Origin of the sequence: Stenotrophomonas sp. GD03819, from assembly GCF_029841665.1 — a bacterium.
GTDB lineage: Bacteria > Pseudomonadota > Gammaproteobacteria > Xanthomonadales > Xanthomonadaceae > Stenotrophomonas > Stenotrophomonas geniculata.
Window position 1 is genome coordinate 40831 of the sequence record NZ_JAOCEW010000009.1, and the last position, 24452, is coordinate 65282.

Genomic DNA, 24452 nt, shown 5'->3' on the forward strand with positions numbered 1-24452 from the left:
TCACGGCGCAGGCACTCCCAGGCGTTCCCACAGTACCGGCGGGCACTGGTACAGCATTTCCCTGCTGGTCGCGTCCACCGCGACCTGGATGGTCATCGCGCGGGTCAGCACCTGGCCGCTTTCCGCATCGAGGATCTCGTACTCGATCTTCAGCCGGTTCTCCCATTCCACGATGCGCGCGATCACGCGCAGGGCCTGGTTGAACAGCAGCGGGCGCACATATTTCACCCGTGCATCGACCACCGGCCACAGGTAGCCCGATTCGAGCATCTGCGGGTAGTCGTAGTCGTAGCGCCCGAGCAACGCGCAGCGCGCGATCTCGAAGTACTTGAAGTAGTTGCCATGCCAGACCACGTTCATCGGGTCGCAGTCATGGAAGGCGGGGGTCAACGCAATCTCGCCAACCCGTTCAATGGCCTCATTCACCGGCATACAGCTCCCAACGTTGCGCGCGGATCTCCACCAGCAGTTCCCGCAGTTCGCGATCCAGCGCGCGGTCTTCTTCAACCAGGGCGATGCGCTGCCCCAGGTCGGCGTACATGTCGGCCAGACTGCCATGCAGCTGCGCGTTCAGGCCAACCCGTTCGCGCAGCGCCAGGCCCTGGCGGGCGGCGATCAGCATCGCCGCCACCACCTGTTCGGTCAGTTCGATCACCCGCAGGCAGTCGCGCGCGGCGATGGTGCCCATGCTGACCTTGTCCTGGTTGTGGCATTCGGTGGAACGCGAGAACACGCTGGCCGGCATGGTCTGCTTCAGCGCTTCGGCGGTCCACGCCGAAACGCTGATCTGCAGCGCCTTCAGGCCATGGTTGATGGCCGCGCGCGGGCCGGTGGCCGCCGACAGGTTGGCCGGCAGGCCATGGTTGTAGCGGGCATCGACCACCAGTGCCAGCTGCCGGTCCAGCAGATCGGCAACATTGGCCACGGTGTTCTTCAGGGTGTCCATTGCCAGCGCGATGTGGCCGCCGTAGAAGTGGCCGCCATGCAGGATGCGCTCGCCGTCGGCGTCGATCAGCGGGTTGTCGTTGGCACTGTTCAGTTCGGTTTCGATCAGCTGGCGCAGGAACGGCAGGCTGTCTTCCAGCACGCCGATCACATGCGGCGCGCAGCGCAGCGAATAGCGGTCCTGCAGGCGCTGTTCATTGCGCGGCGGGCGCTCGCTGTGCAGGTCGCTGCGCAAGCGCGCGGCGATGCGGCCCTGGCCCGGGTGCGGCTTGGCCGCGAACAGGGTCTCGTCGAAGTGGTGCGCGTTGCCGTCGCTGGCCAGCACGTTGAACGCGGTCAGGCGCGTGGCCATGCGGGCCAGGTAATCGGCGCGCTGCCAGGCCAGGCAGGCCAGGCCGGTCATCACCGCGGTGCCGTTCATGATCGCCAGGCCTTCCTTCGGCCGCAGCTTCAGCGGGGTCATGCCGATCTTCGCCAGCACCTCGGCCGCCGGCTGCACGCGGCCGTCGAACAGTACCTCGCGCTCGCCGCACAGCACCGCCGCCACGTAGGACAGCGGGGTCAGGTCGCCACTGGCACCGACCGAGCCTTCGGCCGGAATCATCGGCAGCACGTCGTGCTGCAGCAGCGTGGCCAGGCCTTCCAGCAGCGGCACGCTGACACCGGACATGCCGCGCACCAGCGACGCCAGGCGCGCAGCCAACACCGCACGGGTCTCGACCGGGTCCAGGTAACGACCCAGGCCACAACCATGGTAGGTGTAGAGGTGGTGCGGCAGCTCGGCCACCAGCGCCGGCGGGATGTTCACCGTGCACGAGTCGCCATAGCCGGTGGTCACACCGTAGATCACGCCGTCCTCGCGCAGCAGGCGGTCGAGGAAGTCGGCACCACGCTGGATGTGCGCACGGAATGCCGGCGCGTCGCTCAGTGCGGCCTCGCACTGGCGCTGGGCCAGGGCAACCACGTCTTCGATGGTCAACGGTGCATCGCCAAAGCGGCACACGGGTACGGCGTCAGTCGTCATGCGGAGCCTGATCCCAGAAGGGGAAGAAATTGAACCAGTCCAACGGGGACTGGATGAGCTGGAGTTCCAGCCAGCGCGCGAAGCGCTGTGCCTGTTCGGCCAGTGCCGCATCGCGTGAGCCACGCGGCAGCACGATGCGTTCGGCGAACTGTTCAAACGCCACGCGATAGCCCTCGCCCTGGTGCAGGCAGGCCATGGTGTAGACCGGGCAGCCCAGCGCGGCGGCGAGCACGTAGGCGCCGATCGGGAACGGCGCCCGGTGGCCGAGAAAATCGGCGGTGACGCTGCGACCGCCCTGCACCGGCGTGCGGTCGCCGACGATGGCGACAAAGCCACCGGCGGCCACGCGCTCGGCCAGCATCACCGCCGTGGCCGGGCCCATCTCGGTGACCTGCACCAGTTCCACCGCCGCCAGCGGGTCCAGGCGCTGCAGCAGGCGGTTGAAGCGCTGCGCATGCGCGGTGTGCACCAGCACGGTGATGCGGAACCCCGGCACCTGTTCGGCCAGCACCTGGCACAGTTCCAGGCAGCCGATGTGCGCGGTAAGGATCAGCCCACCTTCGCGGCGCGCGATCTTCTCCAGCACCAGGTCACGATGCAGGTGGATGCGTTCGGCCGGATAGCGCCCGCCCAGGCCGAGGATCTTGTCCAGCATCGTGTCGGCGAAGGCGAAGAAATGGCGCAGGCTGTCACGCCGCGTTGGCGTGCGGCCGAGCACGCCGCTGTGCGCCTGCAGCCGCTGCAGGTACTGCATCGAGGCCTGGCGCCCTACACGGTTGCCCAGCCAATGGCAGGCCACCACTGGCCACACGCACAGGCGGAACGGCCAGCGCCCGAACCAGCGGTGCACCCAGCACAGGAACAGCACGCCGGCCACCGACGTCGATTCGCCGATGTCGGCCCAGTGCGGGGCACCCTGCGCGGTCGCCATCTCAGTGCTGCCCCCGCAGGCGGCGCCACAGCAGGCGTGGTGCGCGCCAGAGCATGCCGAAGAACAGGCGGGTATGCATGCGGCTGATGCGCACGTTGTCGCGCCACACATCGAAGTGCGACACGCCATCGGCGGGATAGGTCACGCGCGTGGCCAGGTGCTCGACCGGCAGCTGCCGCCAGTACAGGCGCACCATCACCTCGGTATCGAAATCCATGCGGCGGCCGATGGTCTCTTCATCGATCAGGCGCAGCACCGCCGGCAGCGGATACACGCGGAAGCCGCACATGGTGTCGCGCAGGTGCAGCGAAAGCGTGTTGATCCAGACCCAGATGTGGGTCGCGTAGCGCCCGTACAGGCGCGCCTTCGGAACACTGGCGTCGTAGGCCGGAATGCCGCAGATCACCGCCTCGGGATGGGCGCGCGCCGCTTCGATGAAGCGTGGCAGGTCAGCGGTGTCGTGCTGGCCATCGGCATCGATCTGCAGCACGTGGCTGTAGCCACGCGCACCGGCTTCGGCGAAACCGGCCAGCATTGCCCCGCCCTTGCCCTGGTTGATGTCCAGGCGCAGCAGGTCGACGCCCTGGCGCTGTGCCAGCGAGCGCAGTGCATTCGCGCACGCCTCATGCGAGCCATCATCGACCAGCAGGCACGGCAGGCCGGCGGCCTGCACGCCGTCGACCACCGCCGCGATGGCGTGCTCGTGGTCGTAGACGGGGATCACCACCAGTGGCGCGAACGCGGCACTGGCAACGGCCGGCTCAGTCCGCATCGGCGAAGACCACCTTGCCGCTGGCATGCACACCGTGGCTGGAGGTGTAGCGGAAGGCCAGCACGTTGCGTGCGGCATCCCAGTCCAGCTGCAGGGTCAGCTCATCGCCCGGGCGGGCCACATGCTGGAACTTCACCGCATCCATGCGCAGGAACGCTGCCGGCATCGCGAACATCTGGCGGCCAAAACGCACTGCCCAGTCCAGCTGCGCCACGCCGGGCAGGATCGCCGCCTGCGGGAAGTGGCCCTGGAACGGCCGCAGCGCCGGGTCGAGGGTCATGCGCAGGGTGGCGCTGGCGGCGTCGCGGCGGTCCCAGACCGGCACCGGCATCAGTGGCTGGAACAGCGCTGCCAGCGCCGCCTGGGTGACCTTGCCCTGTGCGTTGATCGGCAGCGTCGGCACCAGCCGCCAGCGGCGCGGCCGGGTGACCGCGTCATGTGCCTGTGCCAGGCGCGCGCCCAGGCGCTGGCCCAGCGCGCGGCGCGCGGCGTCACCGCCCTCCAGCAGCGCCAGGTCGGCCGGCACCACCACGGCCGCCAGCTGCTCGCGCTGGCCGGGCAGGACCAGCACGCGCACGTCGTCCACTTCGGCGTCTTCGCGCAGCGCGCGTTCGAGCGCATCCAGCGAAACGCGGCGCTCTTCGATCTTGACGATGCGATCGGCACGGCCCAGCAGGCGGAAGCGGCCGTCGGCCAAGGCTTCCACGCGGTCCTGGGTGCGCCACCAGTCGAGGGTTTCCAGATGCGCCGAGGCGACGGCCAGGCAGCCATCCTCGATGCGCCACTGCACGCCCGGCAGCGGCTGCCACGGCGGCAGGTCGGCGTCCCAGCGGCGCCAGGCGATACCACCGGTCTCGCTGCTGCCATAGACCTCGGTCGGTGCCACGCCCAGCCACTGCCGTACCTGGCGTGCAGCTTCTTCCGGCAGTGGGCCACCGGAGGAGAACACCGCACGCAGGCGGCCATGCAGGCTGGCCCAGTCGAGCTGCTCGGGCAGGCGCTTGAGGTGAGCCGGGGTCGCCACCAGCACCGTGTCGGTACCGGCCAGCGCGCCCACCAGGTCTTCATGGAAGAACCGGCGTGGATGGATCAGGCGGCCGGCGGCCAGTGGCCACAGCACGCGGAACAGCAGGCCGTAGATGTGCTGGTGGGACACCGTGCCATGTACCTGCACGCCTTCCAGCTGCGCGCCGAACGCGGCCTGCAGCGCATCCACCTCGCGCGCCAGCTGGTCCATGCGCTTGCTGATCGCGCTCGGCTGGCCGGTGCTTCCGGAGGTGAACACGCACAGTTCGCAGGCGCGCTCGTCCAGCGCCTGCAGTACGTCGTCCAGCGCGGCGTCCAGCGCCGCCAGCGGGCGGTAATCGGCGGACACGTCGCCTGCGAAACCGCTCACCTGCGGCTGCAGCGCCTGCAGCGTGGCCGGCAGGTTGTCGGCGGCCAGGAACACCCGCTTGCCGGCATGCCAGGCGCCGAACAGCGCCGCCGCAAAGGCCACGGCATCGTCGAAATACAGGGCCCAGTCACGGCCTTCGGCGGCCGCAAAGGCCGCGCGCCAGGCCAGCACGCGCTGGCGGAAGCGAGCGTGGTCGATCACCTCGCCATCGCAGACGCCAACATTGCGCTGCGGCCGCGCCTCCAGCAGCAGCCGGTCCAGGGCAATCCACTCAGCCATGCGCGTGCGCCGCCTTCACCCGCCGCCGCACCAGCCACTCACCTGCGAACAACACGCCCATCATCACGTACGCCAACAATCCGTTGTAGAGCATCCAGACCCGGTCCGACGCGTACAGCGCGGTCAGCAGGGCCAGGCTGCCGTTGAGAACGAAGAAGCCACACCACACCTGGGTGACGCGGCGGGTATAGGCCACTGCGAACGCTGGCAGGTCCGGTTCCTGCAGCCGTGCCAGGCGTTCCACCAGCGGCGGGCCGAAACGCAGGCTGGTGCCAAACACCGCCAGCATCACTGCATTGACCAGCGCCGGGTACAGCTTCAGCGGCAGGGCCTGGTTGAGTACCGTGGCCAGCACCGCCAGCAGGCCGGTGCCCGCGGCCGCGGCCCACCACAGCGGCTGGCGCGTACTCAGCGCGCGCAGCAGGGCCAGGGTAAACAGCAGCAGCGACAGCCAGCGTGGCTCGAAACGGCCCATCGCCAGATACACCAGCACCGGGTAGGCCAGCGAGATCGCAGCCACCACGACCGTGCGTGCGCGTGCCATGGTGGAGCCGCCGGCGCTGCGGTCAGGCGGCTGCCTGGTCCGGCAGCAGCCTGTGCACCACATCAACGATGTCCTGCACGGTACGCACGGCCTTGAACGCTTCCGGCTGCAGATTGCGGCCGAGCAGCGGCTTGAGCTGCACGATCAGGTCCACCGCATCGATGCTGTCGATGTCCAGGTCGTCGTACAGGCGGGCCTCGGGCGTGATCCGGGCGGTTTCGATCTCGAAGCTGTCGGTCAGGATGCTGACGATGCGTTCGAACAGTTCATTCTTGGTCATGGCAGGTCCTGGCACCGTTACGACTGGCGGGCGGCGACGAACTCGCCGAGCGCGCGCACGCTGGAGAAATGGCGACGGGTTTCTTCCGAATCGGCCGAGAGGCTCACACCGTACTTCTTCTGCAGCGCCAGGCCCAGCTCCAGCGCGTCGATCGAATCCAGGCCAAGGCCCTCGACGAACAGCGGCGCGGTCGGATCGATGTCCTCCGGCGTGATGTCCTCCAGCGAAAGGGAGGAAATGATCAATTCCTTGATCTCGTGCTCAAGTGCTTGCACGGTTCGGATCTCCAGACAGGTCGAAATAACGAGAAAGGTGCTCGGTGACGCGACGGGCTGCCAAGGCATCCCCCCTTGGCGAGTCGTCTTCGGCCAGAAATGGCGCGATCGGGATATCTTCGCCGATCTGCAGCCGAACGTGAAAGCGACGTGAGGGGACACGATACCACTTCTGCCCCTTGGTCAGCGTTGGCGGGCTGCAGGTGATCCGCACCGGGGTGATGTCCAGGCGGCCGCGCACGGCGATGTTGGCCGCGCCCCGCTGCAGCCGCGGCGGCTGTCCGGGCACGCTGCGGGTGCCCTCCGGGAAGATGACCAGGGTGCCTCCAGCGCGCACTGCGGCCACACAGTCATCGACCAGCCCGGCACCATCGTCGTTGGCGATGTAGCCGGCGGCCCGTACCGGACCGCGCATGAACGGGTTGCAGGCCACGGCCCGCTTGACCACGCAGTCGGCGTTGGGAAGCAGCGAGATCAGGCAGACCACGTCGATCAGGGTGGGGTGGTTGGCCAGCACCAGCAGGCCGTCGCGCTGCAGGCGCTCACCGCCCTCGATCTCGTAGGTCATCACCCCCAGCCCGCGCATCAGCCGCAGGTGGCTGGCGAACGCGACCTGGACCACGCGCCGGGCGCGGCGGCGGCGCGCCACCGGGTCACGCATCAGCAGCAGTACCGGCATCACCAGAACGCCGAGCAGCAGCCCGCCCAGGCCAAACGCGACGAAGCTGAGGCCGGTGCCAAACACACGCCAGGCATGGTCGAGGCGGCGCAGCAGCTCAGCCACGGCGGCTCCAGCACCAGCGCTGGCCGTGGGCCACGTGTTCCAGTGCCGGCGCGCCGGACAACAGGAACCGGTGCAGGTCCAGCGCATGCGGCAGCAGGCCGGGCGCAGTGCTGGCCTGGCCGTCGGCCGGCTGCCACTGCAGCGACAGCGTCGGCCGGCCCTCTGCCGGAGCGGTCAAACGCCAGCACCATGCAAAGAACGGATCGGGTTCGTCGGCGAACGTCGCGTAAATTTCAGGAAGTGGCGACTCGTAGACCACTACCCGTACCTCGCGGGCGCCATCGGCCAGCAGGCCGACGGCCTCCAGGCACGCCGTCTCCACCGTGGCCTGGCCCGCCGCCAGCGCCAGGTAGTTGCCGCGGTGACCGCGGGCGATCGAATACAGCGCGGCGATCGCGTTGTGCACGGACAGGCCGAATCCGGTCGGCGACAACGGCTGGTCGCCGACCAGCGCGCCCAGCAGGTCCATCGAACGGGCCACGTCGCCGTGGCGGCTGGCGAACACCAGCGGGACGTCACTGTCGGCGCCCTGCCCGTCCTCGCACCAGCACGCGGCCTGGATCGCCATACGACCCAGCCGCTCAATGCGACGGCGCTGCATCGCCGGCACTTCGGCCAGCGCCGGCGTGTCCCCGCCATGCGGCAGGTACGGCGTATCGGCCCAGCCCAGCCACTGGCTGCGCTCACTCAGGCCGGGCGCCCAGGCGGCCCAGTCGACGATGGAAAATTCGATCATTTGGCGATGGTGCTTCAACGGGAGAACGATAGGCACGAGCCATTACGGCGACGCGCGGCGGCCCCCCGTTCCTGCAGCCGTGCGTCCGTCCAGGACGTCGCCGGCTGCCCCCCTGGCCGCCGGAAAGGAGCGCACGCTAGCACGTCCCGCGCGGGGTGTGCAGGTTTCACATTCCCCAACACGGGGCCCGGCAAGCGCAGGCCCCGTCTTCAATCGATCAGTGGTAACCGGTGTCGGCGTGCACCTTGCCGCGGAATACCCGGTACGACCATGCCGTGTAGCCGAGGATGACCGGCAGCAGAATGACCAGCCCGACCAGGGTGAAGCCCAGCGAGGAGGCCGGCGCGGCAGCCTGCCACAGCGTCATCGACGGCGGCAGCAGGTAGGGCCACATGCCCAGCACCAGGCCGAGGAAGCCGAGCACGAACAGGGCCAGGCTGAGCAGGAACGGCGGCAGGTCACGGCGCGGGTGGGTGGCACTGCGCCACAGCGCGGCGGCTACCGCCAGGGTCAGCAGCGGCACCGGCGACAGCCACCAGAAGTTGCCGTCGCTGAACCAGCGATCCATCAACCGCGAATCGAGGAACGGCAGCCAGCTGCTGACCAGGCCCATCGCCGCGATCACCGCCACCACCAGCGGCCGGGTCAGCTGCCGCGCCAGCGCCTGCACGCGCCCTTCGGTCTTCAGGATCAGCCAGGTGCTGCCCAGCAGCGCGTAGCCGGCGACCAGCGCGGCGCCGGTCAGCATCGCGAACGGGCTGAACCAGGCGAATGGCCCGCCCTGATAGACACCGTCCACCAGCGGGATGCCCTGCACCAGGGTGCCGAGGATCACGCCCTGGGCGAAGGTCGCCAGCAGCGAACCGAGGCCGAACGCCACGCTCCACAGCCGGCGCGAACGATGCGCCTTGAAGCGGAACTCGAACGCCACGCCGCGGAACACCAGCGCCACCACCAGCAGCAGCACCGGCAGGTACAGCGCCGACAGCAGCACCGCATACGCCTTCGGGAACGCCGCCAGCAGGCCGGCGCCACCGAGCACCAACCAGGTCTCGTTGCCGTCCCAGATCGGCGCGGCGGTGTTCATCATCAGGTCCAGCTGTTCCTCGTCCTCGGCGAACGGGGCGAGGATGCCGATGCCGAGCACGAAGCCGTCCAGCACCACGTACATCAGCACGCCGAAGCCGATCACCGCGAACCATGCCACCGGCAGCCAGGTCATCAGGTCCATGTCAGCGTTCCTCCAGCGGTTCGTCGGCGGCCGACAGCGGGCGTGCCGGGGTATGGCTGCCGTGGTCCAGCGACGGCCCCTCGGCGTACGGCTGCGGCCCATGGCGCAGGATCTTCACCAGGTACCAGATGCCCCAGCCAAACACGAAGGCATAGCCAACAACGTAGACGCCCAGCGACAGCGCGGTCATCCACGCGCTCTGCGGGCCCACTGCATCAGCGGTGCGCAGCACGCCATACACCACCCACGGCTGGCGCCCCATCTCGGTAACGAACCAACCCGACAGCAGCGCGATGAAGCCACTGGGCAGCATCCAGTTCCAGCCGCGCAGCAGCCACGGCGAATCCAGCAGCTTCTTCCGCCACAACTGGAAGGCCGACACCCAGGCCAGCAACAGCATCAGCGTGCCCAGCCCGACCATGATGCGGAAGGCGAAGAACACCGGCGTCACCGGCGGCCGCTCGCTGGCGGGTACCGAGGTGAGAGGATCGAAGGTACCGTCCAGGCTGTGGGTGAGGATCACGCTGCCCAGCTTCGGGATGGCAACTTCGAAATCGTTGCGCTCTTCCTTCTCGTTTGGCAACGCGAAGACCACCAGCGGCACGCCCTCGCCTTCCTTGGTTTCATGCCAGTGCGCTTCCATCGCCGCGATCTTCATCGGCTGATGCTTGAGCGTGTTCAGGCCATGCATGTCGCCGACGAAGATCTGCACCGGCACGGTCAGTGCTGCGAACCCCACCGCCGCGATCAGCATGCGTCGGCCCGCTTCCACGTGCGTTCCCTTTCGCAGGTACCACGCACCCACGCCACCGATCACGAAACAGGTGGTGATGAACGAGCCCAGCGCCATGTGCGCCAGGCGATAGGGGAACGAGGGGTTGAACACCACTTGCCACCAATCGACTGGATGCACGATGCCGTTGACCATCTCGTAGCCGGCCGGTGTATGCAGCCAGCTGTTGGACGACAGGATCCAGAACGTGGAGAACAGCGTGCCCAGCGCGACCATGCAGGTGGACAGGAAATGCAGGCGCGGCGAGACCCGGCCCCAGCCGAACATCATCACGCCGAGGAAGCTGGCTTCCAGGAAGAACGCGGTCAGCACCTCGTAGGTCAGCAGCGGGCCGATGACCGTGCCAGCTACCTCGCTCAGCCGCGGCCAGTTGGTACCGAACTGGAAGGCCATGACGATGCCGCTGACCACGCCCATGCCGAACGACACCGCGAAGATCTTCTGCCAGAAGAAATACAGCTCGCGCCACACGGGCAACTTCGTGCGCAGCCAGCGCCATTCGATGAAGGCCAGCCAGCTGGCCGTACCGATGGTGAAGGCGGGGAACAGCACGTGGAAACTGATGACGAATCCGAACTGGATCCGGGACAACAACAACGCGTCCAAGGGACGCCTCCTGCCAGCTGCCGGTGGGATACCGCACCACTTTAGGGGGATATTGTTAAAGCGGGATGCGACCGGGTGACGCGCTGCTTCACTTTGTCGCAGGTGGAGCTGGGCTCACGGGCGAACGAATCAGAACGGCTTCAACAACGCCAATGGCTCCTCCCGCACCGTTCGCCATGCACGGGGCAGCAGGGCAGCAAGACTCGCCACCATCACCAACATGAACGCCATCAACCCTGTCAGCCACGACGATATCGAGCTTCGGTCCTCGGGCGACCAGAACAGGTACAGCGAACACGCGCCCAGCACGGCGCCAGAAATGGTGAAAATGCTGACTTCGAAGATGATCTCCGTGAAGATCACCGATGCGCGCGCACCCAACGTTCGACGGATACCGATGGAGCGCCGCCTACGCTCCAGCCATGCGCCTACCACGCCGGACACGCCGGCCATCAGCACACCCAGGACCACCGCTGCCATGAAAGCGAGCATGGCCGTCGTGAAGCGGTCTGCACGAAGGTAGGCATCGCGATATCCGGCCAACGTGTCAACGCCTGTCGGATTCACGACGCGATAGGGCTGCCGCAGCGCCTCAACGGTGCGGTCAAGCAACACGCGATCCACCTCCGCGTGGGATCCGATCAGGTAATAGCGGCTCGCACCGGTTGGAAAACCGGGAAACAGCGCCCACTGCGAGTCCCGATCGTTTCCACTTGGCGCAGGCCCGACGATGGACGAGAACACACCCACGATCACCCTGCTGCTTCCCGGCCCGAAGTACAGCTGACGACCCACGGCGCTCTCCGAGCCAAACAGATGGACGGCCAATGCCTCGCTGATCAGCACGACCGGCGCGCCGTCGGTCGCCTCATGGTCTGCCGGCAAACGCCCCTTCACCACCTGTGCCCCCAGCATCGTCAACAGGCCTGGGCTGGCGGTTATCACGGGAATGCGATCACAGCCTGCCACGTCGCTGCTGCCAGCCGCCATGGCGTGTGCCATGGCTGCATCACTGGTGCATGCACCGTAATGATGAGCCCTGCCTCCGAACGGAACCGAATCGCTGGCGACCGCCTGCCGGACGCCAGGGAGCTGGATGGCGGAGAGGTCCGATCGCACCAACGAAGGCGCCACCCTCTCTTCGATATCGGAGACCCGGATGACACCGATCGCCTGTGCTCCCTCGATGCCCCGCGTGTTCAATCGTGAGAAACCATCTGCGGCAGACTGCAGGGCAAAGGCGCAGGCCAGGCTGGCCAGTGCGGCCTGTACAAACAGCAGCGACGCGCGGCCCAGGTGGTTGCGGACTTCCTGCATTGAATCCAGCATTTCACGCCGCTCCCTTTGCAAACAACCGCGACAGCGATCCGCTCCGGCAGACTTCCAGCGCGGGGATGAACGCGCACAACAGCGCTGTCGCGAACCCAACCCCGGCTGCCATCAGTACGGACGCGGGGTCCAGCGTAGTGATGGCCGACGGAAGCACCTCCCCTGTCGCCACCAGCCGCATGCCCACCGCATACGCAATGGCCGCCAATGCAGCACTGGCCAATCCCGACGATGCGGATTCCCACATGAGCTGGGCAAAAACATCCCCCCGCCGGGCACCCAGCGCGCGACGTATCGCAAGCTCGCGACGGCGCGCGCCCAGGCTGAATCCCAGCAGCGCGGCTGCATTGACGATGCAGACCACCAGCAGAAGCAGTGCCAGATGAAGCTGTGTCCGGGTGCGTTCAGGGACCAGCCCCTGTCGGTCCAGCCACGCCATCAGCGGCCAGAGCCCGACCTGATCGCTGTCCGGGTCAACCTGCAGATCCCGGGCTTGCGCGTACGCGTTCAGCATCGCGCGGTATCCAGACACGTCATCCACTGTCGGTAACCATGTCCACAGTTGCAGCCAGGACGCCTGCGGGCCAGCAAGGTCCACTCCCTCCCCACCGCCCCAGACCGCCACGCCGTCGACCACGGTCAATCCGTCCGCAATGGCAGTTTCAACCGGTAGATAGATCTGATCGGGTTCCACGAAAGGACGACGGGTCACGTCTCCCTGGAACATCGGCACCGGATGCCAGTCCTCCGCCACGCCGACAACCGTGTATGTGCGCCCGCTCAGCTCCAGCGGATGACCGATGCATCCGGCCGGGCACTCGACCGCTGCGAGTGCCCGTGACAGCACAGCGATCCGACTTCCAGCCTGCCCTTCCTCCGCCGTCCACGATCGCCCTTGCACCAGAGTGATCCCGAGCACGCCGAACACTCCTGACGTTGCGTATCTGGCACGCAGCCGGGCGCTTGATTGCCCGGGTTTCAGCAGGGTCACGGCACCACCGGCCATGGCCGCCTGATTCCAGGCATACCCTTGGTCCAGCAGGGCTTTGGCATCAGGCCAGGTCAACCCCTGCCCAGGATCAGGTGACGCCGCGTGCTGTGCTCCCGGGCGCACGTCCAGGTGTGGACGGAAGAGCGACCCGCTGCGTCCCGGGACCGGATCGGAGGATGCCTGCAGCACAATGGACAGCATCACCATGGCGGTTCCCACTCCCGCACCGAGCATGAGAGCGACGGCAATGTGCGTCCGGAGGCGTTGCCGAAAGCGCTTAAGCGACAGAGAAACGTAATAGAAGATCACACACCCTCCATGGAGTTGACCCTGTGCCTAGACAGACGCGATCGGCATCCCACGCAGAAGCAGATCCCTGCTTCTCACTGGATCGCCAAGGGTGGCCAGATACGGGCTGAATGCACGGGCAGCACAGACTTGTCGATCTTCGACATGACGCATCTCCGTTGAAGTTGATGGAACGCGAACAGGTCCAAGCCTCCCCGGCTATGACCTGCGTCAGCGATTGCCGACGACCGAGAGTTCCCCAGGACGCACATGAACCTCAATAGCGGAATGGAACTCTGCAACTATCCTCAAGATGGTTGAGAGCTCAGAATCATTGTCGGCAACATCAGCCTACGATTGGCGGCGCGATCACGACTCGTCATGGCGCTAATCACCACATATTGATGAAGCTCGCGAGTTTCACGAGTCCTCATTCCAGGTCATTGGGCCTGCAGACCACGCAGAATGCGTCTAACGCATCACCACGTCCTGTCAGCGCCAGAAGTACCAGACAGCCCCTGCCACCAACGCCCCCAGCAACACCACCTGCACCACCACATAGCCCACGCCACTGTCGCGCGACTCAGCGGCGATGCGCTTCTGCAGCGCCTCGCTCACATCCGGTGTCTGTTCCTGCTGCGCCTGCTCACGCAAGGCCTGCGCCAGCGCGCGCTCTTCCGCATCGCGAGGGTCGGTCGGTGGGTTCACAGCAGTTCTCCAGCGGTGGCATGCCGCGTCAGTTCCTGCTTCAGGACCTGGCGCGCGCGGTACAGGTGGCTCTTGATGGTACCGCGTGCCAGCCCGGTCACCTGTTCGATCTCGGCCAGATCGAAATCCTCCAGGTAATGCAGGCCGACGATCAGCCGCTGCGGTGCACTCAGCCGTTCCAGTGCCGCGCCAAGATGGCGACCAGCCTGCAGCGCCTCGCTCAGTTCAGCCGGCCCCGGCCCTTCATCGCCAATACCCAGTTCCTCGGGTACTTCCACCGCCACCATCCATTGCGCCTCCAGCCGTCGCCGGCGCAGGTGCTGCAACGCCGTGGTGTAAGCCACCCGTGAAACCCAGGTGCGCAGCGAGGATTCAAAGCGGAACCGGTGCAGCTGGCGGAACACGGCCAGGAAGGTTTCCTGCAGCAGGTCGGCCACCTGATCACGGTCGCCCACCATGCGCCCGATCACATGCGCGCAGGTGCGTTGATGAGTCTCGACCAGCTGCGAAAACGCCGCCTGCGAGCCATCGATGATGGCCCGCACCAAGGCTTGGTCCGCATCCAGCGGTGCAGCGGGTGCCGCCGTCGCCGCTGCATCGTGGCGGCGACGGCCCCGAAGTGCCGACAGCGCTTCGCCGAGCAGGCTCATGCGCGGGGCGCCCCCTGTGCCCGTGGCATGTCCTGGCTCAGCCCTTGCGTGCGGCAGGACGGGTGAAGTGCCAGGCCAGCAGCTGGCCGAGGCCGGCACTGCCGACCATCGCGGCGGCGGCGCCGAAGGTCAGTTCGCGTGCACCGATCGCCTCCAGCAGGCCCATTGCCACGGCCAGGCTGACCATGCTGATGCCCCAGCGCAGCGCGCCCTGGCGGCGGCGTTCTTCTTCCAGTACCGCCAGCGAGCGGATCACTTCCTCCGGCACGTGCGGAGCCACCAGCTTGCTGCGGGCGCGGGCATCGGCAATGGCATGGATCGCGTAGGCGATGCAGATGAAGAGGGTGATCGGGATCAGTTCCTGCATGGTCGGACTCCTGTTCGGTGGATGATGCGGGTTCAGGAGAATGGATGCGCGACCACGGCAACCGGTTGCACCACTTTGCCAATCCCGCTGCCATGACCTGTGGCCCCTGCCCCGGGCCGGGGCGGCTGGTACCCTTGGCCGGTTTCCTCTTCTGGTGCCGTCCGCCCATGTCCCGAGTGCTGCCCCTGTCCCTCCTGCTGTCGGCCGTGCTGGCCGCACCGGCTGCGCATGCCGCGCCGACGCCGATCACCATCGAACAGGCCATGGCCGACCCGGACTGGATCGGTCCGCCGGTCGAGAAGGCCTGGTGGTCGTGGAACAGCCAGCAGGTGGAATACCAGCTCAAGCGCAGCGGCAGCCCGGTGCGCGATACCTTCCGCCAGCCGCTGGCCGGTGGCGTGGCCGCGCAGGTCGCCGATGACCAGCGCGGCACCCTGGACGTGGCCGAGCCGGTCTACGACCGCAGCCGCAGCCGCAGCGCCTTCGTGCGCAATGGCGACGTGTTCGTGCGCGACCTGCGCAGCGGCGCGCTGACCCAGCTGACCCGCAGTAACGAGCGCGCGGGCAACGTGAACTTCGCCGCCGACAACGGCGTGATCTGGCGCGTCGGCCAGAACTGGTTCCACTGGACCGCCGCCAGCGGCGTGCAGCAGGTGGCCAGCCTGAAGGCCGAGAAGGATCCGCGCACGGCACCGAAGGCCGACGTGCTGCGCGACCAGCAGCTGCGCACGCTGGAAACCCTGCGCCGCGACCGTGACCAGCGCGAAGCACTGAAGGACCAGGACCAGCGCTGGCGCCAGGCCGACCCGACCCGCGCGCCGGGCCCGGTGTACCTGGGCGCCGACGTGGAGATCGCCGACAGCGTGCTGTCGCCGGACCTGACCCACCTGATCGTGGTGACCAAGCCGAAGGACTTCGATGACGGCCGTGGCGGCAAGATGCCGCTGTACGTGACCGAATCGGGCTACGAGGAAACCGAAGACACCCGCACCCGCGTCGGCCGCAACGGCTTCGAACCGCATACCCTGTGGTACGTGGACGTGCGCACCGGCAAGGCCGAGAAGGTTTCGCTGGCTGGCCTGCCGGGCATCAGCACCGATCCGCTGGCCGAGCTGCGCCGCAAGGCCGGCAAGGACGCGCTGAAGGGCGAGCGCAGCCTGCAGGTGATGAGCGACTTCATGGGCGGTGGCATCCGCTGGAGCGCCGACGGCCAGCAAGCTGCGGTGATGCTGCGTGCCAACGACAACAAGGACCGCTGGATCATCAGCGTCAACGCTGCCGACGGCCGCGTGCAGAACCGCCACCGCCTGACCGACAACGCCTGGATCAACTGGGGCTTCAACGATTTCGGCTGGATGGCCGATGGCCGCACGCTGTGGCTGCTGTCGGAGGAATCGGGCTTCTCGCACCTGTACACCCAGGCCGGTACCGCAAAGCCGCAGGCGCTGACCAGCGGCAAGTGGGAAACCTCGGCGCCGGTGCCGTCGGCCGATGGCAAGGGCTTCTACTTCCTGTGCAACCAGCAGGCGCCACATGACTACGAAGTCTGCGCGGTCGACACCGGCAGCCGCCAGGTGCGCGAGCTGACCAGCCTCAACGGCGTGGAAGACTTCTCGCTGTCGCCGGACGGCCAGCAGCTGCTGGTGCGCTACTCCGGCGCCTACCTGCCGCCGCAGCTGGCCGTGCTGCCCAGTGCCGGTGGCCAGACACGCGTGCTGACCGACACCCGCACCGCCGACTACAAGGCGCGCCAGTGGATCCAGCCGAAGCTGGTGGCAGTGCCGTCCAAGCATGGTGCTGGCGTGGTCTGGGCCAAGTACTACGAACCGGAAAACAAGGAACCGGGGAAGAAGTACCCGATCGTGATGTTCGTGCACGGCGCCGGCTACCTGCAGAACGTGCACCAGCGCTACCCGGCCTACTTCCGCGAGCAGATGTTCCACAACCTGCTGGTGCAGAAGGGCTACATCGTGCTGGACATGGATTACCGCGGCAGCGAGGGCTACGGCCGCGACTGGCGCACGGCGATCTACCGCAACATGGGCCACCCGGAACTGGAAGACTACAAGGACGGCCTGGACTGGCTCGTCGACACCCAGCAGGGTGACCGCGACCACGCCGGCATCTACGGTGGTTCCTATGGCGGCTTCATGACCTTCATGGCGCTGTTCCGCTCGCCGGGCACCTTCAAGGCCGGCGCCGCGCTGCGCCCGGTGGTGGACTGGCACCAGTACAACCACGGCTACACCAGCAACATCCTCAACACCCCGGACATCGATCCGGAGGCGTACCGCGTGTCCTCGCCGATCGAGTACGCGCAGAACCTGCAGGACAACCTGCTGATCGCCCACGGCATGATGGATGACAACGTGTTCTTCCAGGACTCGGTGAACCTGACCCAGCGCCTGATCGAGCTGCACAAGGACAACTGGTCGATCGCGCCGTACCCGCTGGAGCGCCACGGCTACGTGCGTGCCGACTCCTGGCTGGACCAGTACAAGCGCATCCTCAAGCTGTTCGAGCAGAACCTGAAGTGAGCAACGCCGCGGCCACGATCCACATCGTGGCCGCGGTCATCCTGGATGACCGCGGCCAGGCGCTGGTGGTGCGCAAGCAGGGCGCCAGCCGCTTCATCCAGCCGGGCGGCAAGCCCGAACCCGGCGAGGCGCCTCTGCAGGCGCTGGCCCGCGAGCTGGACGAGGAGCTGGGCGTGCAGTTGCGTACGGCTTCAGCGGCTGCGCTGGGCACGTTCGAGGACTGGGCGGTGAATGAGCCTGGCCACCGCGTACAGGCACAGGCCTGGTGGGTGCAGGTGCACGGCACGCCACAGGCGCGCGCCGAGATCGCCGAACTGGCCTGGGTGCCGCTGCAACCACCGCATGGCCTGCCCTTGGCACCCTTGAGCGAACACCATATCCTGCCGGCGGTCGCCACCCGGGTGACGGCCCGCTGACCGCGCGGGCACCGATTGCAAGGACACCGGATGTCAATGTCGATCCCGCCGATTCCTTCGCTGGTCCAGCCGGCCTATCACGCCTGGGTGCGCCCGATCGCACAGGCCTCGTTCTGGCTGTCACTGCTGCTCACGGTCTACTTCGTGATGCAGGGACTGCTGCTGTGGCCGCTGCACAACCTTCCGATCTGGCATCTGGTTGAGAGGGAAGTGCAAGACCAGCACCTGCACAGCCTGATCTGGCTTTTGGCGCATCCGGTGGCCGCGTCGTTGATCGTCGCGCTGCTGTGCCTGGCCTCGACCCTGGCCAGCTGGGGCCTGCTGCGCGAGCGCAGCTGGGGCCTGTGGAGCTTTGTGGTGATCCTGCTGCTGAGCGCATTGACCAACTTTGCGATCGCCGGCTGGTTGGACGTGTTCATGCGTGACGTCATCCCGTTTCTCTCCGACGACGCCCTCCTGCAGCAGGAACTCCATCTGAAACGCTGGTTGATCACGCTGACCGTGGTGGCCATGTCATTTGTGTTCCTCGGCCTGCAGGGCTGGCTGGCCTGGCGCCTGCTGCGGCCGGACATCCGCTCACGTTTCCACTGAGTCCCCCTTTTCCGCACGACAAGGACCGTCGCATGCGCTTGCAGGCTCTTCTCCCCGCACTGCTGCTGTTCGCCGCGCTGCCAGCCGGCGCCGACGCGTTGCAGTGTGGCGAATACCGCAGCGCCGATGGCGGCATGGCGCTGGTGTTCACCACCCCCAGCAGCGGCTACCACCACGATGACGGCAGCGAGCCGCAGCCGCTGTGGGTTGATCGCAGTGCGGCGCAGACGCGCCTGGTCATGCTCGACGATGGCGTGGCGGAGCCGATCCGGATCAGTGCCGGTGGCCAGCGCATCGAGGACGACGGGGTGGTGACCTACACCCTGCGCCAGTCCCGTGCCTGCACCGTCGAGCCCAGCACGATGGACGGCAGCTGTCGCGCCGCCGGCAGCCACTGCATTGCGCAGCTGCCCACGGCCTCTCCCGGCCAGGCCCAGCGCGCGTGCGGCGAAGGCGTTGGCGCGGGCTGCTCGGCGCTGTTGCGACAACTGCGCGATGGCAACGCCGCAGCCGCTGGTGACACCGGCGCCGCCCTCTTCGAGCGCCCGTCCGCCTGCCGCGAACACACGCCCGAGCATGACCCGCAGGCCTGCGAGGCGCTGACCGGTGATGCGCTGGCCACCGCGATGCAGCGGGTGGGTGAACGCCTGCAACAGGAAGACGAAGACGCACTGGATTCACCGCTTCCGGCCGCTGCACGCGATCGTCTGCAGCAGCTGTGCCTGCAGCACCGCAGTGGTCGCTTCTGCGTCGAAGTGGCCGAACAGCAGTTGATCGCGCTGGAACCCGCGTTGGCGGTGCAGGCCCTGCAGGTGGTCTGCGATGCAGGCCGCATCAGTGCCTGCGAACGCATCGCACCGCTGCGCGATCTCGGCGCGGACCTGCGCCTCGTCCCGGCCCAGCAGGTGCCGTGCGGCCGCTATCAGGCCGACAGTGGCGTGATCGACAGGCTCGACTTCGGCGATGGCGCGCGTGGCCGTCTGCATGACGGCGCGATCCACCTGCAGCAGAACGGCGAAAACCTTGTGCTGCGTCAGCTCGGCAATGGCGACCTGCTTGGTATGGATGCGCAGACGGGATATCAGCGTTACCAGCCGGTGCCCGGCACGGCACAATGCACGCCCCCGCGCGAGGGCCGTGGTTCGCCGTAGCGCTTGGAGTTTTCCGTTCGATCGTCAAGGAGACGACATGCATTCACCCGCACCGCGCCGCCGCTGGCTGGCCTGGGCACTGCTGCTGGCCGCGCCGATGGCCGCCGCACAGTCACCGCAATGCGGCATGTTCAAGGCCGACGAAGGCAGCGGTACGCTGCGCATCAGCTCGCCAAACCGCGGCGAGCAGAAACACTTCGGCAGTGCGCCCTCTCCGGTCGCGTTCCAGCAGATCGACGGAAAGCTGCAACTGGTGAACCTGGAGTACGGCCTGCCCAGCGCGCTGCAGGTGCGCGATCGTGGCCGGACGGTCGAGGTGGATGGCACGGTCTACATCCTGCAGGCCCCTGCACAGTGCGCCGCAGCCGCCGCGCCGGCTGAAGGCAGCTGCCTGGCCGATGCGGCGGCGTGCCTGGACAACCGTCGCGAAGCCACCCCGGCCGCGCTGGAATCAGGGTGCCGGGAAGGCGTGCCCGGCATGTGCCTGCAACTGGCTGATCGTTGGCACGAGGAGGCCAAACCTACGGTCGAGGCCGATCCTGCCCTGGCAAAGGCAGCGCTCGACGCCGCCCTGTCCGGCATCAAACTCCCCGCCGCCTGTGACGACGGTGGCTTCGAACAGGGAACCCCGGCGTGTGCCGCCGCACTCGAGGCCGCCCCCGCAGTGCAGGAGCAGCTGGTCAAGGCGGCGATGACGGCAGCCATGACCGAAGCCGTGGTGACGATGACGGCGCCGACCGTGCCGGTGATCATTCCAGCCGAGCGGCGCCAGCAGTTGTTGCGGCTGTGCCGCGAGGTAGCGCACGGCGGCTTCTGCACCCGCGTGGCTGAGCTGTCCTGGGAGGCGGGAGATCCCCAGCAGGCGGTGCAGGCCCTGGTTGCAGCCTGCCCCCCCGGCAATGACACCGCCACCTGCCAGCGCCTGCCGGCGTTGCAGGCGGTGGGTGCATCGTTGCAGCCGCAGCCGGCAACGGTCCTGCCCTGCGGCAGTTACCGGTCCGACGGCGGCCTGATGGACACGCTGGATTTCGGCGATGCCGGCCTGGTCGGTGTCGGCTGGAGCAGCCATCTTCGCGCGCGCGTCGAAGCGGGCGACATCCGCATCCGCCACGACCGGGACGGCGACTTCGTGCTGCGCCCGCTGCCCGGCGGGCAGCTGCTGGGCCTGGATAACTGGACCCGCTTCCAGGTGTTCGTCCCCACCGGGGAGGGCCCGACCCGGTGCAGTGCGCCGAAGCAGTTCAGGGTGCTGCCACTGCCACAGGATTGCCCGCTGGCACTGACCAACGAGGACGGTGCCGACGCCTGCTGCGCGCAGGGCAAGCTGCAGGGCTGCAACATTCTCGGCAACCGTCTTGCGTTGTCCGGGCACTGGCTGCAGGCCGTCGAGCACTACACAACGGTCTGCCGTGCCGGTGTCCGCGAGAGTTGCGAGAATCTGGTCACCGCACAAGGCAACGGTGCGGAGGTGGACGCGCGTCGAATCCTGGAACAGCTGTGCAAGGCCGACCGCAGCGGCCTGCATGTGGCCTGCGACGTGCTCGAAACCCAGAACTGGGAGCTGATCACGCTGGGCGGTGCCCTGCAGAAGGCGGTTGACGAGGCGGCGGTGGACGACACTCCGGTACCGCGCAATTCCAACCGCAAGCGCTGAGCCGGCCAGGGCCTGCCCGCAGCTTCGGCCGGGCCCTGCGGTAAAGTACGCGCCATGAACGAATTCGAGCGCGTGCGCGCCTACCTCACCGACCTGCAGGACCGCATCTGTGCGGCGATCGAGGCCGTCGATGGCCAGGCCCGCTTCCAGGAAGACCTGTGGCAGCGGGCCGAGGGCGGTGGCGGGCGCACCCGCGTGCTGCGTGACGGTGCGGTGTTCGAGCAGGCCGGCATCGGCTTCTCCGACGTGGCCGGCAGCCGCCTGCCGCCATCGGCCTCGGCCAACCGCCCGGAACTGGCCGGCGCCTCCTGGCGCGCCACCGGCGTGTCGCTGGTGTTCCACCCGCTCAATCCCTACGTGCCGACCACCCATGCCAACGTGCGCTTCTTCCAGGCGCAGCGCGACGGCGAAGTGGTGGCCAGCTGGTTCGGCGGCGGCTTCGACCTGACCCCGTTCTATCCGTTCGACGAGGACGTGCAGCATTGGCACCGGGTCGCACGCGACCTGTGCACGCCATTCGGCGAAGAACGCTATGCCGCGCACAAGCGCTGGTGCGACGAGTACTTCTTCCTGCGCCACCGCAATGAAACGCGCGGCGTCGGCGGCCTGTTCTTCGACGACCTGCATGGCGACTTCGAGCGCGATTTCGATTACCTGCGCGCGGTCGGCGATGGCTTCCTCGACGCCTACCTGCCGATCGTGCAGCAGCGCAAGGACACCGCCCATGGCGAGCGCGAACGCGAGTTCCAGCTGTACCGCCGTGGCCGCTACGTGGAATTCAACCTGGTCTATGACCGCGGCACGCTGTTCGGTCTGCAGAGCGGTGGCCGCAGCGAGAGCATCCTGATGAGCCTGCCGCCGCGGGTGCGCTGGGAATACGGCTTCAGCCCGGAGGCCGGCAGCGCCGAGGCGCGCCTGGCCGACTACCTGGTGCCGCGCGACTGGCTCTGATCTTCCGGCGCCACGCCTGACGCGTGGCGCCTTCCCCGCCTGTAGTGCGTCCAGCACCGGACAGGTCCTGCTGTACCTCCTTCAAGGATGATCCCCCAATGTCTGTCGCTGTTTCCTTCCGTCCCCGCGCTGCGGGCTGGCGCTCCCTGCTGTTGCTTGCACTGGCCTCAGCCGCGCTGCCGGCATCGGCGCAGTCAATGGCCTGTGGTACTTACACCAACAGCAGCGGCACCACCACGCTGACCCTCGAGAGCGAGGGTCACGGCCACCTGTCCGGTCCCTACCAGGCCACCGAAGAACTGCGCGTGGCCCGCGAGCAGGACGTGCTCGGCACCGGCAACCTGAGCACCGGCCGCCTGGAAAACTGGTTCTTCGAGAACGACGACCGCAACATCGTCACTCCCTATGGCGAGTTCACCCGCCAGCGCTCCGCGGCCTGCAAGGCGATGCCGGAACCGATCGAGGGCGGCTGCGTGATGAATACCTCGGACTGCCTGGAGGCGTTGCCCGAGGCCGCACCGCCGAAGCTGCACGCCTGGTGCGCCGAAGGCGTGGGCGCGGCCTGCGTGCAGTTGCTGGAAACCTACCAGCAGCAGGCCAAGGACGCGGCCCCGAAGGCCACGCGGGCAGAGCCACCGATGCCTGAACTCTGCAAGGAAGATTCCCCATCGTTCGACGCAGAAGGATGCGAGGCGATGGCCTCAGTGGTGACCTGGGAGCAGATGGGCAAGCTGGTGTTCGGGCTGGAACACGCGATGGCGCCGCTGCTGCCGGCCGCGCAGCTCGATGAATTGTCTGCGCTGTGCCGGCAGCAGCACGGTGAGACGTTCTGCAGCAAGGTAGCCGATGTACTGTGGAGTGCCGGGCGCACGCTGCAGTCCCGCGACGCGGTGCAGCTGGCCTGCGCACAGCGCCCGGAGGCATCCGAGTGCGAGACCGCCAGACGTCTCGCGGTGCTGGACACGGTGCCGGCCACGGCGCTGGCACCGGTGCCAGCCATCACCCTGCCCTGCGGGCGCTACGAAGCCGAGCACAGCGTGCTCTCGCAGCTGAACTTCCTCGATGGCGGCGTGGTCGATGTCGAGGGCCGCAGCCAGCGCCTGCGCGCCAGCCTGGAAGGCGGGCGCATCCTGATCCGCCGCGACGTCGGCAGCGACTTTGTGCTGCAGGCGCTGCAGAACGGCAACCTGATCGGAATCGACAGCGGCAACCGCTTCGCCTACTACCAGCGCAAACCCTCTGCCGGCGGGGCCAGCTGCAAGCCACCGGTGGCCTTCGTGGAGATCCCGCTGCCGCTGGATTGCCCGACCCTGGCACGCAAGGACGGCGCCAAGGCCTGCTGTACCGATGGCAAGCTGCTGGGCTGCAAGGTTGCCGGCGAAGCGCTGTTCGAGTCCGAAAAATGGGCCGCGTCGCTGCCCTACTTCGAGACGCTGTGCGGCGCGGGCGTGCGCGAAGGCTGCCTGGCATTGGCAGCGGTGTATTCGCACACCGCAGACCCGAAGATCCCGCAAGCCATGGCTGCGATCTGCGCGAAGGATGGCAAAGGCACGCACGTGGCCTGTGATGTGGACGCCACCCGCAACTGGCCGGCACTGAAGGCCGAAGCCGCGCCCTGAGGCTCATGCACCTGTAGAGCCGAGCCCATGCTCGGCTCCGGACGCAAGGCAGCCGAGCATGGGCTCGGCTCTACAAGGTCAGGTGCTCTTCCTCGGAATGATGGTGATATGCCCGTTGATTTCCAGCAGGGCCAGCTCGACATCCTTCACGCCCAGGCCGCCCTGCTGGCGCATGGCGGCCTCGAAATCGGCACGCGTGACCTGCTCGCGACGCAGAACGGCGTCGAACAGGCGCCCATCACGCGCGATCACCACGGGTTCTCCTTCAACCAGGCGCTCGATCCGCCGGCTGCGGGTACTCACCCAGCCTACCCCATAGTTGAGCAGGATCAGGGTTGCGGCCAGCAGCAGGCCACCGCCCAGCGAGGTATCGGTGCCCAGCAGCGCGTTCTGCACCGCATTGCCCAGCAGCACGATCAACAGCACGTCGAACGGCGTGATCTGCCCTAGAGCCCGCTTGCCGCCAAGCCGGACCATGCCCAGCACCACGACATAGACCACCACCGCGCGCAGGATGAACTCCCACCACGGCATTGCCAGTGCGAACAGGTCGGGCATGGTCTTCCCCTGCGGAGCGGTGGCCCAGCGTGGCGCAGGCCATGGC

The 24452-nt window shown here is 67.5% G+C and carries 25 protein-coding genes; 7 read left to right on the forward strand and 18 right to left on the reverse strand.

Features of this window, described 5'->3' with window-relative positions; translation table 11 throughout:
* The 17 genes from N5D45_RS07265 to N5D45_RS07345 form a co-directional block, all read right to left on the reverse strand.
* Positions 1-432 carry an acyl-CoA thioesterase gene (locus N5D45_RS07265; RefSeq protein WP_010482317.1) on the reverse strand — a complete coding sequence of 144 codons (432 nt, stop codon included), beginning with the start codon at positions 430-432 and terminating at the stop codon, positions 1-3.
* Positions 419-1969: an aromatic amino acid ammonia-lyase gene (locus tag N5D45_RS07270; RefSeq protein WP_010482319.1), complete on the reverse strand. Its 1551-nt coding sequence runs from the start codon at positions 1967-1969 to the stop codon at positions 419-421. Before N5D45_RS07270 ends, N5D45_RS07265 begins: the two co-directional genes overlap by 14 nt.
* Positions 1959-2900: an acyltransferase gene (locus N5D45_RS07275; RefSeq protein ID WP_010482320.1), complete on the reverse strand. Its 942-nt coding sequence runs from the start codon at positions 2898-2900 to the stop codon at positions 1959-1961. Before N5D45_RS07275 ends, N5D45_RS07270 begins: the two co-directional genes overlap by 11 nt.
* A 1-nt stretch (position 2901) precedes the next feature.
* Positions 2902-3672, reverse strand: coding sequence for a glycosyltransferase family 2 protein (locus N5D45_RS07280; RefSeq protein ID WP_010482322.1), 771 nt, complete (start codon positions 3670-3672; stop codon positions 2902-2904).
* Entirely contained in the window at positions 3662-5347 is a 1686-nt protein-coding gene (locus N5D45_RS07285) for an AMP-binding protein (RefSeq protein WP_010482324.1), read from the reverse strand. Before N5D45_RS07285 ends, N5D45_RS07280 begins: the two co-directional genes overlap by 11 nt.
* Entirely contained in the window at positions 5340-5891 is a 552-nt protein-coding gene (locus tag N5D45_RS07290) for a membrane protein (protein ID WP_010482325.1), read from the reverse strand. The genes N5D45_RS07285 and N5D45_RS07290 overlap by 8 nt, the downstream gene beginning before the upstream one ends.
* A gap of 22 nt (positions 5892-5913) precedes the next feature.
* Entirely contained in the window at positions 5914-6171 is a 258-nt protein-coding gene (locus N5D45_RS07295) for an acyl carrier protein (RefSeq protein WP_006402206.1), read from the reverse strand.
* Positions 6172-6188: 17 nt separating this feature from the next.
* Positions 6189-6446, reverse strand: a complete 258-nt coding sequence (locus tag N5D45_RS07300) for a phosphopantetheine-binding protein (RefSeq protein ID WP_005411610.1) — start codon at positions 6444-6446, stop codon at positions 6189-6191.
* Complete coding sequence (locus N5D45_RS07305) at positions 6433-7230, reverse strand: lysophospholipid acyltransferase family protein (RefSeq protein ID WP_010482327.1); 798 nt, start codon at positions 7228-7230, stop codon at positions 6433-6435. The genes N5D45_RS07300 and N5D45_RS07305 overlap by 14 nt, the downstream gene beginning before the upstream one ends.
* Positions 7223-7966 carry a beta-ketoacyl synthase chain length factor gene (locus N5D45_RS07310; protein ID WP_043399566.1) on the reverse strand — a complete coding sequence of 248 codons (744 nt, stop codon included), beginning with the start codon at positions 7964-7966 and terminating at the stop codon, positions 7223-7225. The genes N5D45_RS07305 and N5D45_RS07310 overlap by 8 nt, the downstream gene beginning before the upstream one ends.
* Before the next feature lie 217 nt (positions 7967-8183).
* Positions 8184-9197: a cytochrome d ubiquinol oxidase subunit II gene (gene cydB, locus N5D45_RS07315; RefSeq protein ID WP_049480315.1), complete on the reverse strand. Its 1014-nt coding sequence runs from the start codon at positions 9195-9197 to the stop codon at positions 8184-8186.
* Between the two features lies 1 nt (position 9198).
* Positions 9199-10596 (reverse strand): cytochrome ubiquinol oxidase subunit I, encoded by a 1398-nt coding sequence (locus tag N5D45_RS07320; RefSeq protein ID WP_049413148.1) that lies wholly within the window; start codon positions 10594-10596, stop codon positions 9199-9201.
* Positions 10597-10725: 129 nt separating this feature from the next.
* Positions 10726-11925, reverse strand: coding sequence for an ABC transporter permease (locus N5D45_RS07325; protein ID WP_049413150.1), 1200 nt, complete (start codon positions 11923-11925; stop codon positions 10726-10728).
* Position 11926: 1 nt separating this feature from the next.
* Positions 11927-13225 (reverse strand): FtsX-like permease family protein, encoded by a 1299-nt coding sequence (locus N5D45_RS07330; RefSeq protein WP_279938679.1) that lies wholly within the window; start codon positions 13223-13225, stop codon positions 11927-11929.
* Positions 13226-13696: 471 nt separating this feature from the next.
* The gene (locus N5D45_RS07335) at positions 13697-13912 is read right to left on the reverse strand and encodes a hypothetical protein (RefSeq protein ID WP_049413155.1); all 216 of its coding nucleotides are present in this window, start codon (positions 13910-13912) and stop codon (positions 13697-13699) included.
* Entirely contained in the window at positions 13909-14562 is a 654-nt protein-coding gene (locus tag N5D45_RS07340) for a sigma-70 family RNA polymerase sigma factor (RefSeq protein WP_279938681.1), read from the reverse strand. Before N5D45_RS07340 ends, N5D45_RS07335 begins: the two co-directional genes overlap by 4 nt.
* A gap of 37 nt (positions 14563-14599) precedes the next feature.
* Complete coding sequence (locus N5D45_RS07345) at positions 14600-14929, reverse strand: hypothetical protein (RefSeq protein WP_279938682.1); 330 nt, start codon at positions 14927-14929, stop codon at positions 14600-14602.
* A gap of 167 nt (positions 14930-15096) precedes the next feature.
* On the opposite strand from N5D45_RS07345, the gene N5D45_RS07350 reads away from it, so the two are divergent.
* From N5D45_RS07350 to N5D45_RS07380, 7 genes are all read left to right on the forward strand, one after another.
* On the forward strand, positions 15097-17466 hold the full coding sequence (locus tag N5D45_RS07350; RefSeq protein ID WP_057503001.1) for a S9 family peptidase: 2370 nt from the start codon (positions 15097-15099) through the stop codon (positions 17464-17466).
* The gene (locus tag N5D45_RS07355) at positions 17463-17882 is read left to right on the forward strand and encodes an NUDIX domain-containing protein (RefSeq protein WP_049454181.1); all 420 of its coding nucleotides are present in this window, start codon (positions 17463-17465) and stop codon (positions 17880-17882) included. The genes N5D45_RS07350 and N5D45_RS07355 overlap by 4 nt, the downstream gene beginning before the upstream one ends.
* Positions 17883-17912: 30 nt before the next feature.
* Complete coding sequence (locus tag N5D45_RS07360; RefSeq protein ID WP_049454183.1) at positions 17913-18473, forward strand: hypothetical protein; 561 nt, start codon at positions 17913-17915, stop codon at positions 18471-18473.
* A gap of 32 nt (positions 18474-18505) precedes the next feature.
* A complete protein-coding gene (locus N5D45_RS07365; protein ID WP_279938685.1) occupies positions 18506-19624 on the forward strand; it encodes a hypothetical protein in 1119 nt (372 codons plus the stop codon).
* A 37-nt stretch (positions 19625-19661) separates the two neighbouring features.
* Positions 19662-21278 (forward strand): hypothetical protein, encoded by a 1617-nt coding sequence (locus N5D45_RS07370; RefSeq protein WP_279938686.1) that lies wholly within the window; start codon positions 19662-19664, stop codon positions 21276-21278.
* A gap of 54 nt (positions 21279-21332) precedes the next feature.
* Positions 21333-22229 carry an oxygen-dependent coproporphyrinogen oxidase gene (gene hemF / locus N5D45_RS07375; RefSeq protein WP_107433471.1) on the forward strand — a complete coding sequence of 299 codons (897 nt, stop codon included), beginning with the start codon at positions 21333-21335 and terminating at the stop codon, positions 22227-22229.
* Positions 22230-22327: 98 nt separating this feature from the next.
* The gene (locus N5D45_RS07380; RefSeq protein WP_279938687.1) at positions 22328-23848 is read left to right on the forward strand and encodes a hypothetical protein; all 1521 of its coding nucleotides are present in this window, start codon (positions 22328-22330) and stop codon (positions 23846-23848) included.
* Positions 23849-23926: 78 nt separating this feature from the next.
* On the opposite strand, the gene N5D45_RS07385 is transcribed toward N5D45_RS07380, so the two are convergent.
* Positions 23927-24406, reverse strand: a complete 480-nt coding sequence (locus tag N5D45_RS07385) for a YetF domain-containing protein (RefSeq protein WP_010482347.1) — start codon at positions 24404-24406, stop codon at positions 23927-23929.
* Positions 24407-24452: the final 46 nt, after the last annotated feature.

Excerpts from the sequence above, each read along its gene's own strand:
- N5D45_RS07265 (WP_010482317.1), bottom strand. The coding sequence starts at position 432 with ATGCCGGTGAATGAGGCCATTGAACGGGTTGGCGAGATTGCGTTGACC.
- N5D45_RS07270 (WP_010482319.1), bottom strand. The coding sequence starts at position 1,969 with ATGACGACTGACGCCGTACCCGTGTGCCGCTTTGGCGATGCACCGTTG.
- N5D45_RS07275 (WP_010482320.1), bottom strand. The coding sequence starts at position 2,900 with ATGGCGACCGCGCAGGGTGCCCCGCACTGGGCCGACATCGGCGAATCG.
- N5D45_RS07280 (WP_010482322.1), bottom strand. The coding sequence starts at position 3,672 with ATGCGGACTGAGCCGGCCGTTGCCAGTGCCGCGTTCGCGCCACTGGTG.
- N5D45_RS07285 (WP_010482324.1), bottom strand. The coding sequence starts at position 5,347 with ATGGCTGAGTGGATTGCCCTGGACCGGCTGCTGCTGGAGGCGCGGCCG.
- N5D45_RS07290 (WP_010482325.1), bottom strand. The coding sequence starts at position 5,891 with ATGGCACGCGCACGCACGGTCGTGGTGGCTGCGATCTCGCTGGCCTAC.
- N5D45_RS07295 (WP_006402206.1), bottom strand. The coding sequence starts at position 6,171 with ATGACCAAGAATGAACTGTTCGAACGCATCGTCAGCATCCTGACCGAC.
- N5D45_RS07310 (WP_043399566.1), bottom strand. The coding sequence starts at position 7,966 with ATGATCGAATTTTCCATCGTCGACTGGGCCGCCTGGGCGCCCGGCCTG.
- cydB (WP_049480315.1), bottom strand. The coding sequence starts at position 9,197 with ATGGACCTGATGACCTGGCTGCCGGTGGCATGGTTCGCGGTGATCGGC.
- N5D45_RS07325 (WP_049413150.1), bottom strand. The coding sequence starts at position 11,925 with ATGCTGGATTCAATGCAGGAAGTCCGCAACCACCTGGGCCGCGCGTCG.
- N5D45_RS07340 (WP_279938681.1), bottom strand. The coding sequence starts at position 14,562 with ATGAGCCTGCTCGGCGAAGCGCTGTCGGCACTTCGGGGCCGTCGCCGC.
- N5D45_RS07345 (WP_279938682.1), bottom strand. The coding sequence starts at position 14,929 with ATGCAGGAACTGATCCCGATCACCCTCTTCATCTGCATCGCCTACGCG.
- N5D45_RS07350 (WP_057503001.1), top strand. The coding sequence starts at position 15,097 with ATGTCCCGAGTGCTGCCCCTGTCCCTCCTGCTGTCGGCCGTGCTGGCC.
- N5D45_RS07360 (WP_049454183.1), top strand. The coding sequence starts at position 17,913 with ATGTCAATGTCGATCCCGCCGATTCCTTCGCTGGTCCAGCCGGCCTAT.
- N5D45_RS07365 (WP_279938685.1), top strand. The coding sequence starts at position 18,506 with ATGCGCTTGCAGGCTCTTCTCCCCGCACTGCTGCTGTTCGCCGCGCTG.
- N5D45_RS07370 (WP_279938686.1), top strand. The coding sequence starts at position 19,662 with ATGCATTCACCCGCACCGCGCCGCCGCTGGCTGGCCTGGGCACTGCTG.
- hemF (WP_107433471.1), top strand. The coding sequence starts at position 21,333 with ATGAACGAATTCGAGCGCGTGCGCGCCTACCTCACCGACCTGCAGGAC.
- N5D45_RS07380 (WP_279938687.1), top strand. The coding sequence starts at position 22,328 with ATGTCTGTCGCTGTTTCCTTCCGTCCCCGCGCTGCGGGCTGGCGCTCC.
- N5D45_RS07385 (WP_010482347.1), bottom strand. The coding sequence starts at position 24,406 with ATGCCCGACCTGTTCGCACTGGCAATGCCGTGGTGGGAGTTCATCCTG.